Origin of the sequence: Lysinibacillus sphaericus OT4b.31, assembly GCF_000392615.1 — a bacterium.
GTDB lineage: Bacteria > Bacillota > Bacilli > Bacillales_A > Planococcaceae > Lysinibacillus > Lysinibacillus sphaericus_B.
In genome coordinates, this window is sequence record NZ_KB933398.1 from 405430 (window position 1) to 420297 (window position 14868).

A 14868-nucleotide genomic window follows, 5' to 3' on the forward strand; every position below is an offset into this window, starting at 1 on the left:
AATGAAGAAATGGTTGTTTGCATTAATAGCAGTACCGGCATTACTAGTAGGGTGTGGGGACAAGAAAGAACCAGCAGCTTTACCGGAACCAGAAATGCCTCAAATGTTGGAAGTTGAAATTTTAACGCCTAAAGAAGTCGCAATAAATGAACCAATTGAATTGGCGGCTCATGTTGTACAAGGCGGAGAAAATGTTGATGATGCAGTAGTAGAATTTGAAGTTTGGGAATCTGGTAAGCGTGATGAAGGGCAAATGATTGATGGGACCTTAGAAAAAGATGGAGTTTACAAGGCAACAACAACATTTGACCATGACAGTGTATATTATATGTTTGCACATACAACGGCTAATGGCATTCATAATATGCCGAAGCAACAAATTACTGCTGGTACACCTGATATGACAAAAATATTGCCAGAAGATGAAAAAACAGATACAAATATGATGGAACATGGCAAAAGTACATCGAATGATGCAGACCAAGGTGAAGATGAAAAAAATGAAAAAAATCATCATTAAATGCTTGCATTATTTTTAAAATAGGAATATGATAATGACCAGATGACCGAAATGGTTTTCTGGTCATTTTAATTTCCGTGTACAAAAGATGTATATAACCCAACAGGAAAGGATGTCACAAATGGATCGTAGGCAGGAAATTCTTGAAGCCGCTGCAAAATCCTTTACGTTGTTTGGCTATAAAGCAACAACAATGGAGCAAGTAGCGAAAATTGCCAATGTCGGTAAAGGAACAATTTATACATTCTTTGCGAATAAAGAGATTTTATTTCAAGAGATTGCTATGTCACTTGTACAAGAGATGAAGGCAGAAGCGGATGCGGTGTTGGATTCATCAGTAAGCTTTATGGACAATGCGCATAATGCTTTAATGAAAATGCTTCAGTTCCGTGAAAAACATCTTTTATTTGCGAAGTTAATAGAGGAAGAGAAGGAGTTACGCACTCCAGCAGTTAAACAAGTATTAATTCGCATCGAATCCGAAATATTATCATACGTAGCAGCTTTAATTCAAAGACGTATTGATAAAGGTGAGATACGAGATTGTGATGCCGAATTGGTAAGCTATCTGTTGTTAAAGGCGTATTTGGCGTTTATTGTCGACTGGCATGAGTTACATGACGACAAAATCCCAGAGGAAAAGATACTGAATCTTTTTAAGGAAACAATCTTTCGAGGACTAATTCTTTAAGAAAGAATCTACAAATTTTGCAAACTGTGAGGTTTGAGATTTTTTTTGCAGGAAATTGACCAAATGACGTTTTCGGTCAAAATGTATAGGAGTGAGAAAAAACATGATTAAAGCTGAATGGCTGAAAATCCTCAAAACAAGAAAAATGCTTGTTTCGATTATCGCTGTATTATTCATCCCTGTCATGTATGCAGGAATGTTTTTATGGGCGTTTTGGGATCCATATGCAGGCTTACCTAATTTACCAGTAGCGATAGTTAATGAAGATACTGGTGCGGAAATGGATGGAGTTAAGTTAGATTTAGGGGATAGCTTAGTCGATAAGCTTGTCGATAGCGAGCAGTTTAACTTTATTGAAGTATCAAAAGAAGAAGCAGAAAAGGGTTTAAATGGTCGTGACTATTACATGATCCTTGAAATCCCAACAAATTTTTCTGATCATGCAACAACATTATTAGACGACAAACCTTCTAAACTAGTAATCAATTATATTCCTAATGAAGGTTTAAACTTCCTTGGTGCACAAATTGGTGAAACAGCAATGGATCGTGTACGTGCAGAAGTAAATTCACAAGTTTCTGCTACATATGCAGAAAAATTATTTGATTCCATTGCAACATTAGGTGATGGCTTTACAGAAGCAGCTGATGGTTCTGTTAAGTTAGATGAAGGTGCGAAAAAAGTAGCGAATGGTGCCAAAGATTTAAAAGGCTATCTGGAGCAACTAGCATCAAGTACAATCGAACTTTCTAATGGTACAGACAAAATAACAAAAGGTGCTGGTCAAGCAGCAACTGGGGCTACTGAATTATCAACTGGTCTTGTGAAATTACAAGATGGTACAGTGCAGCTACAAAAAGGTGCACAACAAGCAGCAACAGGTGCAACAAATCTTGAACAAGGCCTATCTCAATATACACAAGGTGTAGCTAAGGTAGAAGCGGGTCTTACAACATTAAATGAAAAACAACAACAAATCATTGCTGGGACAGCTTCTGTTGCTGAGAGTGCGGGTACATTAAACGGTGCAGCTAATCAGTTAACAACTGGCTCTGCAAAAGTAGAAGCAGGTCTCACTGCTTTAACAGCTCAATTACAAAGTGCAATTGCTTCAATGCCAGAAGAGCAAGCTGCGGCATTAAAACAAACACTTGCAGAGCTACAAGCAGGAAGTGCAAGTGTGCATAACGGCTTAAATTCATTAGCAAGCGGTACAGAAAAATTACAGGCCGGCGCAAACCAAGTAAATTCTGGCGCAACACAAATTGCTGCAGGTCAAGCAGATGTCTTAGCAGGTGCCAATTCATTATCAGCAAAAAGTAATGCATTAGTTGAAGGTGCAAAAAATTTACAGGCTGGTAACGCAACACTTGCCAATAAACTAGGTGAACTAAATGCTGGTGTAAATACAGCAGTAGCTGGATCGAAAACATTGGCATCTGGTTTAAATGAATTAGCAACTGGCTCAACAACATTAAACAAAGGTACAACAACGCTTGCTTCTAAATCTGGCGAGCTAGCAGATGGTTCTTCGACATTAGCAGAAGGCTCAACTGAACTTGCAGATGGTACAGCAACATTATCAAGTAAGTTAGGCGAAGCAAGTGAAAAAGCAAATGAAGTACACGCTAATGACGACACATATGATATGGTCGGTAGCCCAGTAGAAGTTGATAAAGAATCTGTGAACCATGTACCAAACTATGGTACAGGATTCTCTCCTTACTTTATCTCACTTGGTTTATTCGTTGGTGCATTACTAATTTCAATTGTATTCCCACTTGTTGAACCAGCCATTCGTCCGAAAAACGGCGCATCATGGTTTACAAGTAAAGTGACTGTATTAGCAGTAGTTGGTTTGATTCAATCTTTATTAACTGTTGCTATAGTAAAATGGGGCTTAGGTCTTGAAGTGCAAAATTTAGGATATTTCGTACTCTCAGCTTTATTAACAAGCTTTGTTTACCTAGGTTTAATTCAAATGCTTGTTTCCATTTTCGGTGATCCAGGACGATTCATGGCAATCGTTGTATTAATTTTACAATTAACAACAAGTGCTGGTACATTCCCACTTGAATTGATTCCAGAGCCATTACAAATATTCAATAAATTATTACCAATGACTTACTCCGTTCAAGCATTTAAAGCAAGTATATCCACTGGTGATATGTCTTACTTATGGCAAAACTATGGTATGTTATTTGGATACATGGCTGTCTTCTTAGCTATTACTTTCGGTTATTTCATGCTATTACACACAAAACGTTACTCAAAAGTAGCGGAAGAGAATTAATAATAGCGTTTTTGCACTCACCATAACTATGGTGGGTGCTTTTTTTATGGCTGAGGGGTGATGCTGTGGGTCTTGGATGGGGTAACGGGGCGTATTGGGTAATCGTACTTACCGCTCAGGTGGAGTGTAGGGGCGCTCGGGAAGTGAGGAGCTTACCATTCAGGTGGGGTCCAGTATCGCTCAGGAACGTCCGATTACCGTTCGTAAAAGCGTGATTAACACTCAGGTGTTAGTGGTGACCTCTCCGGTAAGCGGAAAGATATCTCAACTTAGTGAGGCTGGGGTAGGCAAAACTAAAAAACAGCAGCCGATATGAGCGTATCAGCTGCTGTTTCGTAAGTGTAAGAGATTTAATTAAGGGTTCATCAAAAAATATGATGAGAGGTGTCATTATTATTACGTGTGGGGCACGTATATGACGATCACAGAATAGGCAAATGCTTATAGGCAGTTACATTTTTCACAAGTGTTGCTGTAGCATTCGCTTTGTTCATCGATTTTTTCACCGCATTCTGTGCATTGCTTTGCAGGTAAATTCTTGAAAAATTCAACTACGTTTTCTAACATTGTGGTCTCCTCCTTTAAGTTCATCTGTACTATTACTGTTTTGATATTTCTTAGTGTATTATAACAGATGCGTTTCGTCAACACAAAATGCCTAATTTACGTTAAAATAAATATGGATATTTTGTGAAGGAGGAAACGCGATATGATTTTCGTTGACAATAAAGGGATTCATGATCCACGCATTAACCTTGCTATTGAGGAGTATTTATTAAAAACAATGGACATTGAGAAGGAGCCGGTGCTGTTATTCTACATAAATCAGCCCTCCATCATTATTGGTAAGAATCAAAATACAATTGAAGAGATTAATACAGATTATGTGGAGGATAATGGCATTATTGTGGTACGCCGTCTTTCAGGTGGTGGTGCTGTGTATCATGATCTTGGGAATTTGAATTTTAGCTTTATTACAAAAGATGATGGCGATAGCTTTATGAATTATAAAAAATTCACACAGCCAGTTGTTGACGCACTTGCAAAATTAGGTGTTAATTCTGAATTATCAGGTCGTAATGATATTTTAGCGGAAGGACGCAAAGTATCTGGAAACGCACAGTTTTCTACAAAAGGCCGTATGTTTAGTCATGGTACATTAATGTTTGATACAGAAATTGACGCAGTGGTCTCGGCATTGAAAGTTAAAAAAGATAAAATCGAATCAAAGGGCATTAAATCGATTCGTTCACGTGTAGCAAATATTTCTGAGTTTTTACAAGAACAGATGACAGTTGAGGAATTCCGATTAGAAATCTTAAAATCCATCTTCGGTGGTGAAGAGAATATTCGCTATTATGAGTTAACAGAGGAAGATTGGTCCAATATCCATAAACTTTCAGCAGAACGATATCAAACATGGCAATGGAATTATGGTAAGTCTCCACGCTTTAATATTCAAAAAACACATCGTTTCCCAACAGGGGGCATCGATATTCGCTTAGAAGTCAATCACGGCATTATAGAAGAAGCACATATTTTTGGTGATTTCTTCGGTGTAGGTGATATGGAAGATGTAGAACAACGTTTAGTTGGGACAAACTATGACCGCACTGCACTTGCTGAAGCATTAGCAGACATTGATATTCCAAAATACTTCGGTGGTGTCACAACAGAAGAGTTTTTACAGTTAATCTATTAAGAAAAGCTGCCGGGGGAGTTGACTAACGCCCTTACCTCCAAAATATTTTAGCTGATGCTGTAGACTTTCGTTGCAAAGTCTTTTGCAGCTGACAGCAAGCATCTTTCAGTGTAGAAACTTGAGGCAAGATTACATTTTCTCCCCAGTAGAAATATCTGGCTGTCGCTTAACAGTCGTTACAGAAAAAAGGTTCGTTGGCAATTATGTCGTCGAACCTTTTTTTGGTACAATATGATAGAGAGAAAGGAGTGTAGATATGGAGAAGCATCGGATATTCATTGTCGAGGATGATGTAAAGATTGCATCATTGCTCGCGGAAACGCTTAGAAAATACCAATACGAAGTTGAAACAATCCAAGACTTCGATCGGCTCATTGATGAGTTTACAGCTTTTAATCCACATATGGTATTGCTTGATATAAATTTACCAGCATATGACGGCTACTATTGGTGTCGTCAGTTGCGTCAATATACAACATGTCCAATCATTTTCATTTCGGCGCGCTCTGGCGAAATGGACCAAATTTTTGCGCTTGAAAATGGGGGCGATGATTTTATTACAAAGCCATTCAATTATGAAATTGTATTGGCTAAAATCCGAAGTCACTTGCGCCGTACATATGGTGAATATGCTGCGAGACAAGAAGAACGAACGATAAAACAGGGGCAGCTTGTATTACATTTAGAACGTATGGAGCTGCATAAAAATGATTTAGAAATTCCACTGCAAAAGAAAGAGTGTATCATTCTAGAGCTTCTCATGGGACAGGCACCAAAAGTAGTGACGCGTGAGCAATTGCTGGAGGAGCTTTGGGATGATCAGGCATTTGTAGATGAAAATACATTGAATGTAAATATGACGCGAGTACGTAAAAAGTTAGCTGATTATCAGATTTCGTCTACGATAGAAACAGTTCGTGGTGCGGGCTACCGTTTTATTTTAAGTGCTGGTGAGCTGTAATGAGCTGGAAATTATTTTTGCGAGATTATGCATCATTTTTCATTTTCCAGCTCTTATTAGTCGGTTTTATCATGGTGTTGTACTGGCTAGATGGCTTTCGGAATGTCGATACTGCTATTTACTCAGTCAGTATTAGCTTGGTGTTGTTGTGCTCATTTTTATTTGTTCGCTATTTAATGCGCCAAAGCTATTTGATGAAAATATCACAGCTCCCTAAAACGATGGAAGATGTACTTCAAAAAAATGCAAAAACACCAGAGGCTGGGCAAACAGAAAAATATATGCGTGAGCTCTATCGACTGTATCAACATGAACTGCATTCGTTGTATGCCAGCCAAAAGCGACACGATCAGTTTATGAACCAATGGGTACATCAAATGAAAACACCGATTTCTGTCATTGAGATGTTGTTGCAAGATGAGCGCCCTCTTGACAAAAAGAATGTGCAAGAAGAAATTGATCGATTGCGCAGGGGGTTAGATATGGTGCTTGTTAATGCCCGATTGGAAAATTTCGAAGAGGATATGCAAGTAGAACAGGTAGCGTTAAAAACGATTATGACTGCAACTGTTAATGAAAATAAACGTTTATTTATTACGAAACGTGTTTTTCCTGAAATTCATATTGAGGATGACATCATCGTAGCAAGCGATTCTAAATGGCTTCGTTTTATAATCGGACAATTCATAACAAATGCGGTGAAATATACATTTGAAGCGAATAAAAAAATAGTGATTTCTGCCATTAAAAAAGATGAACACATTCAGTTAGCAATCTGTGATGAGGGCATTGGTATTCCTGCTTCCGATCTTTCTCGTGTGACAAAGGCCTTTTTTACTGGTGAAAACGGACGTAAGACTGGTGAATCGACAGGTATGGGCTTATATTTAGCCAATGAAATATGCGAAAAGCTTGGTCATGAGTTAGACATTAAGTCCGAGGTAGGAAAAGGAACGGTTATTACAGTCACATTTACGAATTAAGGGGGAGCAAGAATGAAAGAAGTACGTATTGAAGATTGGATTTTAAATATTGAGGTTGAAAAAACAACAGCTATGTATGAGCAAGTTACAGAAGTTTGTGATTGCCTATATTGTGAAAATTTTCGTCAGGCGAGTCTTTTACTTGATGAAGAGGTGCTGCATTTTTGTCATGTACTTGGGTTAGATTTACATAAGCCAAGTGGCATGAATGCTTTTCCTGTAGAGGGAGAACAAGTGATGTACAGTGGCCACTACACAATTTGTGGGGACATCATTGCTGGTGAATTTGAAGCCTGGGATAAAGTCGTTGGAACGCATTGTTTTAGTCTTATCGAGGCGGATGACAAGAAGCCAAGTTTAGGAACGGAGCCGCATTTTCATATCGGCTTTGAAGTTGTTTTGCAATGGCAATTACCGGAGTCTATGGAATTAATCAAGAAATAAGGTGAATAAGGTATGCCTATTTTACAAATAAAAGATGTTACAAAGGTGTATGAGGGGAAGGTAACTCATCGTGCGCTCAATCAATTAAGCTTTGAAGTAGAAAGCGGTGAGTTTTTGGCCGTCATGGGGCCATCTGGAAGTGGGAAGACCACATTACTAAATATTATCTCTACGATTGATGAACCAACAAGTGGAGAGATAATTTTAGCTGGGATGAATCCCCATAAGTTGAATGCAACCGAACTTGCTTTTTTTAGGCGACGTCAGCTTGGATTTATTTTTCAGGACTTTAATCTATTGCATATGCTGACAGTGGAAGAGAATATTGTGTTACCGTTAACACTTGATCAGCAACCATTAGAGGTCATGGAGGAGCGGCTTGCAAGTATTGTAGAAAAACTTGACTTAACTTCCTTCTTGCAAAAACGACCGAATGAAATATCAGGTGGGCAGGCGCAGAGAACAGCGATTGGACGTGCACTTATTCACAATCCGAGCCTTATTTTAGCAGATGAGCCAACGGGAAATCTAGATTCTAACTCTTCACGTGATGTACTTGAACTTTTAACCAAGGTAAATAAGGAGAGACAAACGACGATTGTCATGGTGACGCATGATCCAATTGCAGCAAGTTATTGTGATCGCGTGTTATTCATAAAGGACGGAGAGTTTTTCAACGAAATTTATAAGGATGATCGCCGTCAAATGTTTTTCCAACGAATTTTAAATGTATTGAGCTTACTAGGAGGAGGGCAAGTAGGTGACCTTTCGACAATTCGCTTACCGTAATGTCGTGCGGAACAGCCGTATTTACGGTGCCTTTTTTATGGCAAGCTTTTTTTCAGTAGCCGTATTTTTTATCTATTCAATGCTCATGTTTCATCCAGATATTGAGCGAGGAATCTTAGGAGAAGTATCACTAATTGGGATGATAGGTGCAGAAATTATACTCGTCCTCTTTACGTTATTCTTTTTATATTATTCCATGAGTGCATTTTTAGAGGCAAGATCACAAGAGTTTGCGATTTTATTGCACTTAGGTATGGAAAAACGCCAGATGAATAAGCTTATCTTTTTGGAGACAATGATTATTGGTGTAGGTTCGATAATCGTTGGCATTATTTTCGGCTTTTCATTTTCAAAGTTTTTTTTCATGATTGTACGAGAAATTTTGCATTTAGAGCAATTACCGCTCTATGTATCTTGGGAGCCGTTTTTACTGACCATTGGCGTCTTCACAAGTGCCTTTGTGGTCATTTCTTTTATTAGCGTGTACTTTTCACGAGAAAGAAAATTGCGGGATCTAATAAAAGGAGACGCTTATATAAATAGCACTGCCACTTTTTCAAAAGTTCGCGCGCTATATGGGATAGCATTAATTTTATCGACCTATGCACTGGCATTCATAGTTTCGCACACATCAATGATTGGTTTAACATTATTAATACCATTCTCAGCAACCTTTGGAACATATTATTTTTTTAGTGACTCAGTACCATTCTTTTTAGATATAGCACGTGGCCAACGGAAATTCCATTGGCAACGTTATCGCCTTTTGTCACTTGCAGAACAGACACACGTTATGATGGATAATGTGAAGATGTTCTTTGTCGTAACGATGGTGTCAACAATGGCGTTTTTATCTGTTGGGGTATTGGCCACAATGTCCTCGTATACGACACAGTATGACCGTTTAAATCCTCTTGGGCTTATTTATAAGGGAGATGTCGACAATCAGTATGAAGGTAAGCATATTAACTCTCTTCGACTACAATTGGAGGACAAGGGTCTGTCTTATCATTTATCTCGCTTTGTAGTTATAAAGCAAACCTCTTCATATACACACAATGAGGTCGAAGTATTCCGAGAATCAGATATGAACGTTTTGCTCACTTCATTTAGTTATCCGATGCTTAATCTAGCTTCGGGTGAAGCAGTTTTCATTCCTTATTCGGAGGATTCCTTGAAAAAACTTAAAAATAAAGTGGTCCATACGGTACTAGAAGAGAATTCAATTCCTTTAATCATTGATAGTGTATACCCTGAAATTGTGTTTCCTGGCTCTATTGTAAGCGTAAATTCTATTGTCATTAGCGATGAGGACTTTATAAGACTGATTAAGCCTATTGCGGATGAAAAAGTTGTGCAACCGAGCTATCATCTCTTTACGTTCTATATTCCCCAATGGATGGAAACGAAGGAAATTGGCAAGGACATTGATGATTTAGCGACGACCGAATATTTTATTAAGAAGGATAAACATAGCCCATTCTATTTCGAAAATGCAGGATTAAATTATTCTTATATACTAGCTACTTACTCATTATTTACTTTGGTAGGTGTGTTAGTGGCGACGGTATTTTTACTCGCGGCGGGTAGCTTTGTGTACTTTAAATTGCATACTTCTCTTGAACGAGAAAAGCGAAAATTTGATGTGTTAAAACGAATGGGTCTAACAGATACAGAGCTGAAAAAACTGGTTAATCGTCATTTGTTTCCCCAATTTTTCTTGCCATGGGGTGTTGCAATGATGCATAGTGCGTTTGCTTTTCTTATGGTTCAGAGAATATTGAAGGACATTGCCAATATTTCGATTGTTAAGGAAGTTTTCTTTGCATTTGGTTTTTTTGTATTAATACAAGTCATTTATTTTTATTTAATTCGTTGGCGATACATCTCACATATACGTTCTTAAAAATATGCTTAAAAGAGAGAAAAATGATATTTTTAACGCAAATTACGACATGGAATAAAAAGATTCATTGTCTTTTAGATATATTTCTTATATAATATTAATGAATAACGATTCATTTTATACGATAAGGGGATGGTGTAATTGAATTTAGTTTCATGTGTTCGTCAGCAAGCGTTAGAGCAACCAGAAAAAGTTGCGTATCATTTTATGGGGAAAGATACGTCTTATGGTGAGTTTGAAAACACAGTTAGTCGCTTTGCACAGGGGTTACAGGATTTAGGGGTACAAAAAGGGGATCATGTGGCATTTTTACTCGGCAATACGCCACATTATTTAATGGCTTTATATGCAACACTGCGTTTAGGTGCAACCGCAATTCCAGTGAATCCAATATACACGCCAGATGAAATATCATATATTTTGCATAATGGTGATGTAAAGGCTGTCATTGCACTCGATGCATTACTTCCATTAGTTGAAGTGGGTGTACAAGCCTTGCCTCAAGTCGAGGTATTTATTATTTGTGAGACTGCGGCAGATGCTGCGGAAAAGGTAGCTTCTTTATCAGATGCAGCTCGAGCTAAAACACATTTATTTACGCAAGTAATTGCCACTGCTTCAGGCTCATTAGAACCAGTAGAAGTAGCGAATGATGAAAATGCTATTATTTTATACACATCAGGTACAACGGGCAGTCCAAAAGGTGCGATGTTAACTCACGGCAATATTTACTCAAATGCTCGTGATGTAGCAGATTATCTAGGCTATCAAGCAAATGACCGTATCATTGCAACTTTACCAGTTTTCCATGTATTTGCACTAACAGTTGTTGTAAATGCACCATTAATTAGTGGTGCAACGGTATTACTTGTTCCACGCTTTAGCCCGGCTGAAATATTCGAATTAGCGAAGCAACATAAAGCAACTGTCTTTGCGGGAGTACCGACGATGTATAATTTCTTGTATCAATTACCTGAGGGCAATCCAGAAGATTTCTCGTCAATACGTTTAGCAATTTCAGGTGGCGCATCACTACCTGTTGCACTATTACATAATTTCGAAGAGAAATTCAATGTACGTGTATCAGAAGGTTATGGCTTATCGGAAGCTTCACCCGTAACGGCCTTCAACCCTTTAGATCGTGATCGTAAAGCAGGTTCAATTGGTACATCCATTAACAACGTTGAAAATAGAGTGGTTGATGCCAATGGACAAGAGGTACCTGTTGGCGAAGTAGGAGAGCTAGTTGTTCGTGGACCAAATGTGATGAAGGGATATTACAAAATGCCTGAAGAAACAGCTATGGCTATTCGTGATGGCTGGCTATACACAGGTGATTTAGCTAAAGTTGACGAAGAAGGTTATTTCTATATCGTTGATCGAAAAAAGGATATGATTATTGTGGGTGGCTATAATGTTTATCCTAGAGAAGTAGAGGAAGTGCTTTTTACACATAAAAATATAGTTGAGGCAGCAGTTGTCGGTTTCCCAGATCCTAATTTTGGTGAGGCCGTTCATGCATACGTAGTTCTTAAGGAAGTAGCAGCAACTACGTCAGACGATATTTTAACGTATTGCACAAAACATATGGTGAAATACAAAGTGCCGAAAGTAATTGAAATTATGGAAGAACTACCGAAAAATACAACAGGTAAAATTTTACGTCGCTCGTTAAAAGAAAAAGTATAGAGTAGAGGGACAGCCAGTCAAGCAGGACCTCACAGTTGCATTAGCAACTGAGGGGCTTGCCAATCCAACTCGAAAAGACAGTGAACTTTTTTACAACAAAAAATTAATAGTATAATCCAGAAAGAAATTTGACAAAGAGCTTTAAGACAGCTCTTTTTTTTTTATGTCGTAAAAGACATAAAGTGAAAATTAACAACTAATGTGGCTATTAAATTAGTTGAGCACGCAAGGCTGTAATGATAAAATCAGTCATGTGCAAAACTTCTACATACTTTAAAAGAGCAAGTCATATAGTGAGGGGAGTAGTAACACAAATATAGGTTAAACATCTGTATATAGACTGGAACCCTTTGATGCATAGGAGCGTCAAAGTTTTTAAGTAAAATTTAACTGAAAGAGAGCATACAAAAAATGATAGGACTCGTACAAGAGTTAATTAGTTTTATTATGCATATCGATGTGCATTTGGAAGAAATCATTCGTGATTTTGGTAATTGGAGTTATCTCATTTTATTTGCCATAGTTTTTGTGGAAACTGGTGTCGTGATTTTTCCATTTTTACCGGGAGACTCATTACTATTTGCCAGCGGTACATTAACAGCGGCAATGGGTGCGTTTGATTTGTGGATATTAATTCCTGTATTTTTAGCGGCAGCTATTTTAGGAGATACCATGAACTATCATATTGGCCATAAAGTGGGGACATCTATTCCACCAAAGAGCTTCCTCGGCCGTATTATCAAAAAAGAACGGATGGAAGCTGCAGAGAAATTCTTTAATACACATGGTGGAAAAACGATTGTCATTGCACGTTTCATGCCTTTCATTCGTACGTTTATACCCTTTGTTGCAGGGGCAAGTAAAATGCACTATAGCTATTTTTTATTTTATAATATTTTTGGTGCGATACTATGGGTATTCAGCTGTACATTACTAGGTTATTTCTTTGGTAATATTCCAATTATTAAAGATAATTTCTCAGTAGTCCTTATTTTAATTATTATTATTTCTGTTATACCAGCAGTAATTGGTGCGTTTAAATCAAGATTTAGTGCAAAATAAAAAGGTGCCTCAGGAGTGATTCTGAGGTATTTCGGACTGTAGACAAACTTGTGTTTGTTTACAGTCTTTTTTCTGCACTATAGAAAGCAAGAATAATCAGGTTCGAAAAAGTAACTCCCTTGTCGCTGACAAATCCTCTAGCGTTCTCCTTCGCTCGCTTCGTGCGGGGTCTAACTGACACGTTCTTCCACAGTCGTGCCGTAGCTGTTTCCTATACTTCAACGTTAACATCACAATTTAAAGAAATTATAAAAGGGTTAAATTTCCATTTATATAGGAATATACTAATTGCACTGTAAGAAGAAAATACTATAGTTTTGAAAAAATAAGCGAATAGAAACGAAAGATGCTATAATAATTACTAGAAAATGGAGAATTGGGGGGCAACGAAATGGAAGTATTTATCGGAAGGCAGCCAATCTTTAATCTTCATGAACAAGTCGTTGCATATGAATTGCTATACCGAAGTAAAAATATAAATTCATTTCCAATGGTCGATTCCGATGCGGCAACAGTTGACGTTTTAGTAAACTCATTTTTAACAATAGGTATCGACGAAGTAACGAAAGGTAAGCCCTGCTTTGTTAATTTTACAGAGAATTTACTTATGAGTTCAATAAATGAATTTATAAATCCTTCGGAAGTTGTTATTGAGATTTTAGAGGATGTACCACTCACACCGAAATTAGTAAACCGCGTAGTTGAACTGAAATCATACGGATTTAAAATTGCTTTAGATGATTTTATTTTAGATGATGACGTACAAATCTATGACGAACTTTTCGTACATATTGATTTTATAAAAGTTGATTTCTTATTGACGTCTTTACTCGAACGAATGCAAATTGAAAATAAGGTAAAAGAAAATTTTCCTCATATTAAACTGCTTGCTGAAAAAGTTGAAACGCGGGACCAATTTGAAGTGGCAAAGCATTCTGGCTACGAATTATTTCAGGGTTATTTCTTTGAGCAACCCCAAATTATTAAAGCAACAGATATACCAGGGAATGCCATTCAGTATTTTCATATTATCTCATTATTAAAAGAAGAGGAGCCAAACATTGAACTGTTGGCTGAAAATATAGAGCGTGATATTTCGTTAACGTATAAATTATTGCAAATGATTAATAATTCTAAAAGACGCCAAAAATCGAAAGTACGCTCTATTAAGCAAGCGATACTCTTGCTCGGTTTAGCGAATCTTCGTAAATGGATTTATTTACTGGCTATGCGTGAAATTGATGTCAATTCGGATTCAGACCTTTTTAAAGAAATCATGCGAACATCACTATTCAGAGCGAAGGTATGTGAAAAACTAGCAAAGCTTTCCTTTAAGCAAAATTTCTCGGAATACTTTCTGATTGGCATGTTTTCGTTAATTGATACTTTATTACAGCGACCAATGAATATGATTTTACAGCAATTACCTTTCTCAGAAGAGATTACAGAAACTATTTTAGGTGGTCAAACAGAGATGGCACCATACTTAGAGTTTAGTATGGCATTAGGTAAATTAGATTGGAATCGCTTAGAAGAATTGTCATCTCAACTTAATCTTGATATGACAAATATCGAATTTTTATATAATGAATCATTGGAATGGGCAGAAACCTCATTTTAAAACACAACGAATATGGACAAACAAAATAAGTTACCTGTTACTTCAGGTAGCTTATTTTTTTGTTAATGCCTCTAAAATTCTCATAAATGGACTATACCTTGACAATATGCTGAATTAACTATCTCTTCATCAAGATGAAGTTCTCAACGTGAAAACTATTTGCTATAATCATCTCGTCTTTAGAAAAATTCAGATAGTTGAAGTGGG

The 14868-nt window shown here is 37.4% G+C and carries 13 protein-coding genes; 12 read left to right on the forward strand and 1 reads right to left on the reverse strand.

Translation table 11 applies throughout. The features are described from left to right. The first annotated feature begins 1 nt into the window (after position 1). The 3 genes from H131_RS01915 to H131_RS01925 all read left to right on the forward strand — a co-directional run bounded on the left by H131_RS01915 (position 2) and on the right by H131_RS01925 (position 3504). Positions 2 to 520, forward strand: a complete 519-nt coding sequence (locus H131_RS01915; protein WP_010857356.1) for a FixH family protein — start codon at positions 2 to 4, stop codon at positions 518 to 520. A 121-nt stretch (positions 521 to 641) separates the two neighbouring features. Further along, on the forward strand, positions 642 to 1211 hold the full coding sequence (locus tag H131_RS01920; RefSeq protein WP_010857357.1) for a TetR/AcrR family transcriptional regulator: 570 nt from the start codon (positions 642 to 644) through the stop codon (positions 1209 to 1211). A 103-nt stretch (positions 1212 to 1314) separates the two neighbouring features. Then, entirely contained in the window at positions 1315 to 3504 is a 2190-nt protein-coding gene (locus H131_RS01925; RefSeq protein WP_010857358.1) for a YhgE/Pip domain-containing protein, read from the forward strand. A 441-nt stretch (positions 3505 to 3945) separates the two neighbouring features. On the opposite strand, the gene yhfH is transcribed toward H131_RS01925, so the two are convergent. Then, positions 3946 to 4071: a protein YhfH gene (gene yhfH / locus H131_RS23380; RefSeq protein WP_010857359.1), complete on the reverse strand. Its 126-nt coding sequence runs from the start codon at positions 4069 to 4071 to the stop codon at positions 3946 to 3948. Positions 4072 to 4213: 142 nt separating this feature from the next. Here yhfH and H131_RS01930 point away from each other — a divergent pair, with 142 nt between their 5' ends. From H131_RS01930 to H131_RS01970, 9 genes are all read left to right on the forward strand, one after another. Next, positions 4214 to 5206, forward strand: a complete 993-nt coding sequence (locus H131_RS01930; RefSeq protein WP_010857360.1) for a lipoate--protein ligase — start codon at positions 4214 to 4216, stop codon at positions 5204 to 5206. 256 nt (positions 5207 to 5462) lie between these two features. Beyond that, on the forward strand, positions 5463 to 6167 hold the full coding sequence (locus tag H131_RS01935) for a response regulator transcription factor (protein ID WP_010857361.1): 705 nt from the start codon (positions 5463 to 5465) through the stop codon (positions 6165 to 6167). Continuing rightward, positions 6167 to 7150, forward strand: a complete 984-nt coding sequence (locus H131_RS01940; RefSeq protein WP_010857362.1) for a sensor histidine kinase — start codon at positions 6167 to 6169, stop codon at positions 7148 to 7150. Before H131_RS01935 ends, H131_RS01940 begins: the two co-directional genes overlap by 1 nt. Positions 7151 to 7162: 12 nt before the next feature. Next, positions 7163 to 7594, forward strand: coding sequence for a hypothetical protein (locus H131_RS01945; RefSeq protein ID WP_010857363.1), 432 nt, complete (start codon positions 7163 to 7165; stop codon positions 7592 to 7594). Between the two features lie 12 nt (positions 7595 to 7606). Beyond that, on the forward strand, positions 7607 to 8383 hold the full coding sequence (locus H131_RS01950; RefSeq protein ID WP_010857364.1) for an ABC transporter ATP-binding protein: 777 nt from the start codon (positions 7607 to 7609) through the stop codon (positions 8381 to 8383). After that, a complete protein-coding gene (locus H131_RS01955) occupies positions 8355 to 10289 on the forward strand; it encodes an FtsX-like permease family protein (protein WP_010857365.1) in 1935 nt (644 codons plus the stop codon). Before H131_RS01950 ends, H131_RS01955 begins: the two co-directional genes overlap by 29 nt. Before the next feature lie 141 nt (positions 10290 to 10430). After that, complete coding sequence (locus H131_RS01960) at positions 10431 to 11978, forward strand: fatty acid--CoA ligase family protein (RefSeq protein WP_010857366.1); 1548 nt, start codon at positions 10431 to 10433, stop codon at positions 11976 to 11978. A 414-nt stretch (positions 11979 to 12392) separates the two neighbouring features. After that, positions 12393 to 13040 carry a VTT domain-containing protein gene (locus H131_RS01965; protein WP_419185155.1) on the forward strand — a complete coding sequence of 216 codons (648 nt, stop codon included), beginning with the start codon at positions 12393 to 12395 and terminating at the stop codon, positions 13038 to 13040. A gap of 391 nt (positions 13041 to 13431) precedes the next feature. Beyond that, entirely contained in the window at positions 13432 to 14661 is a 1230-nt protein-coding gene (locus tag H131_RS01970) for an EAL and HDOD domain-containing protein (RefSeq protein ID WP_010857368.1), read from the forward strand. The last annotated feature ends 207 nt before the right edge of the window (positions 14662 to 14868 follow it).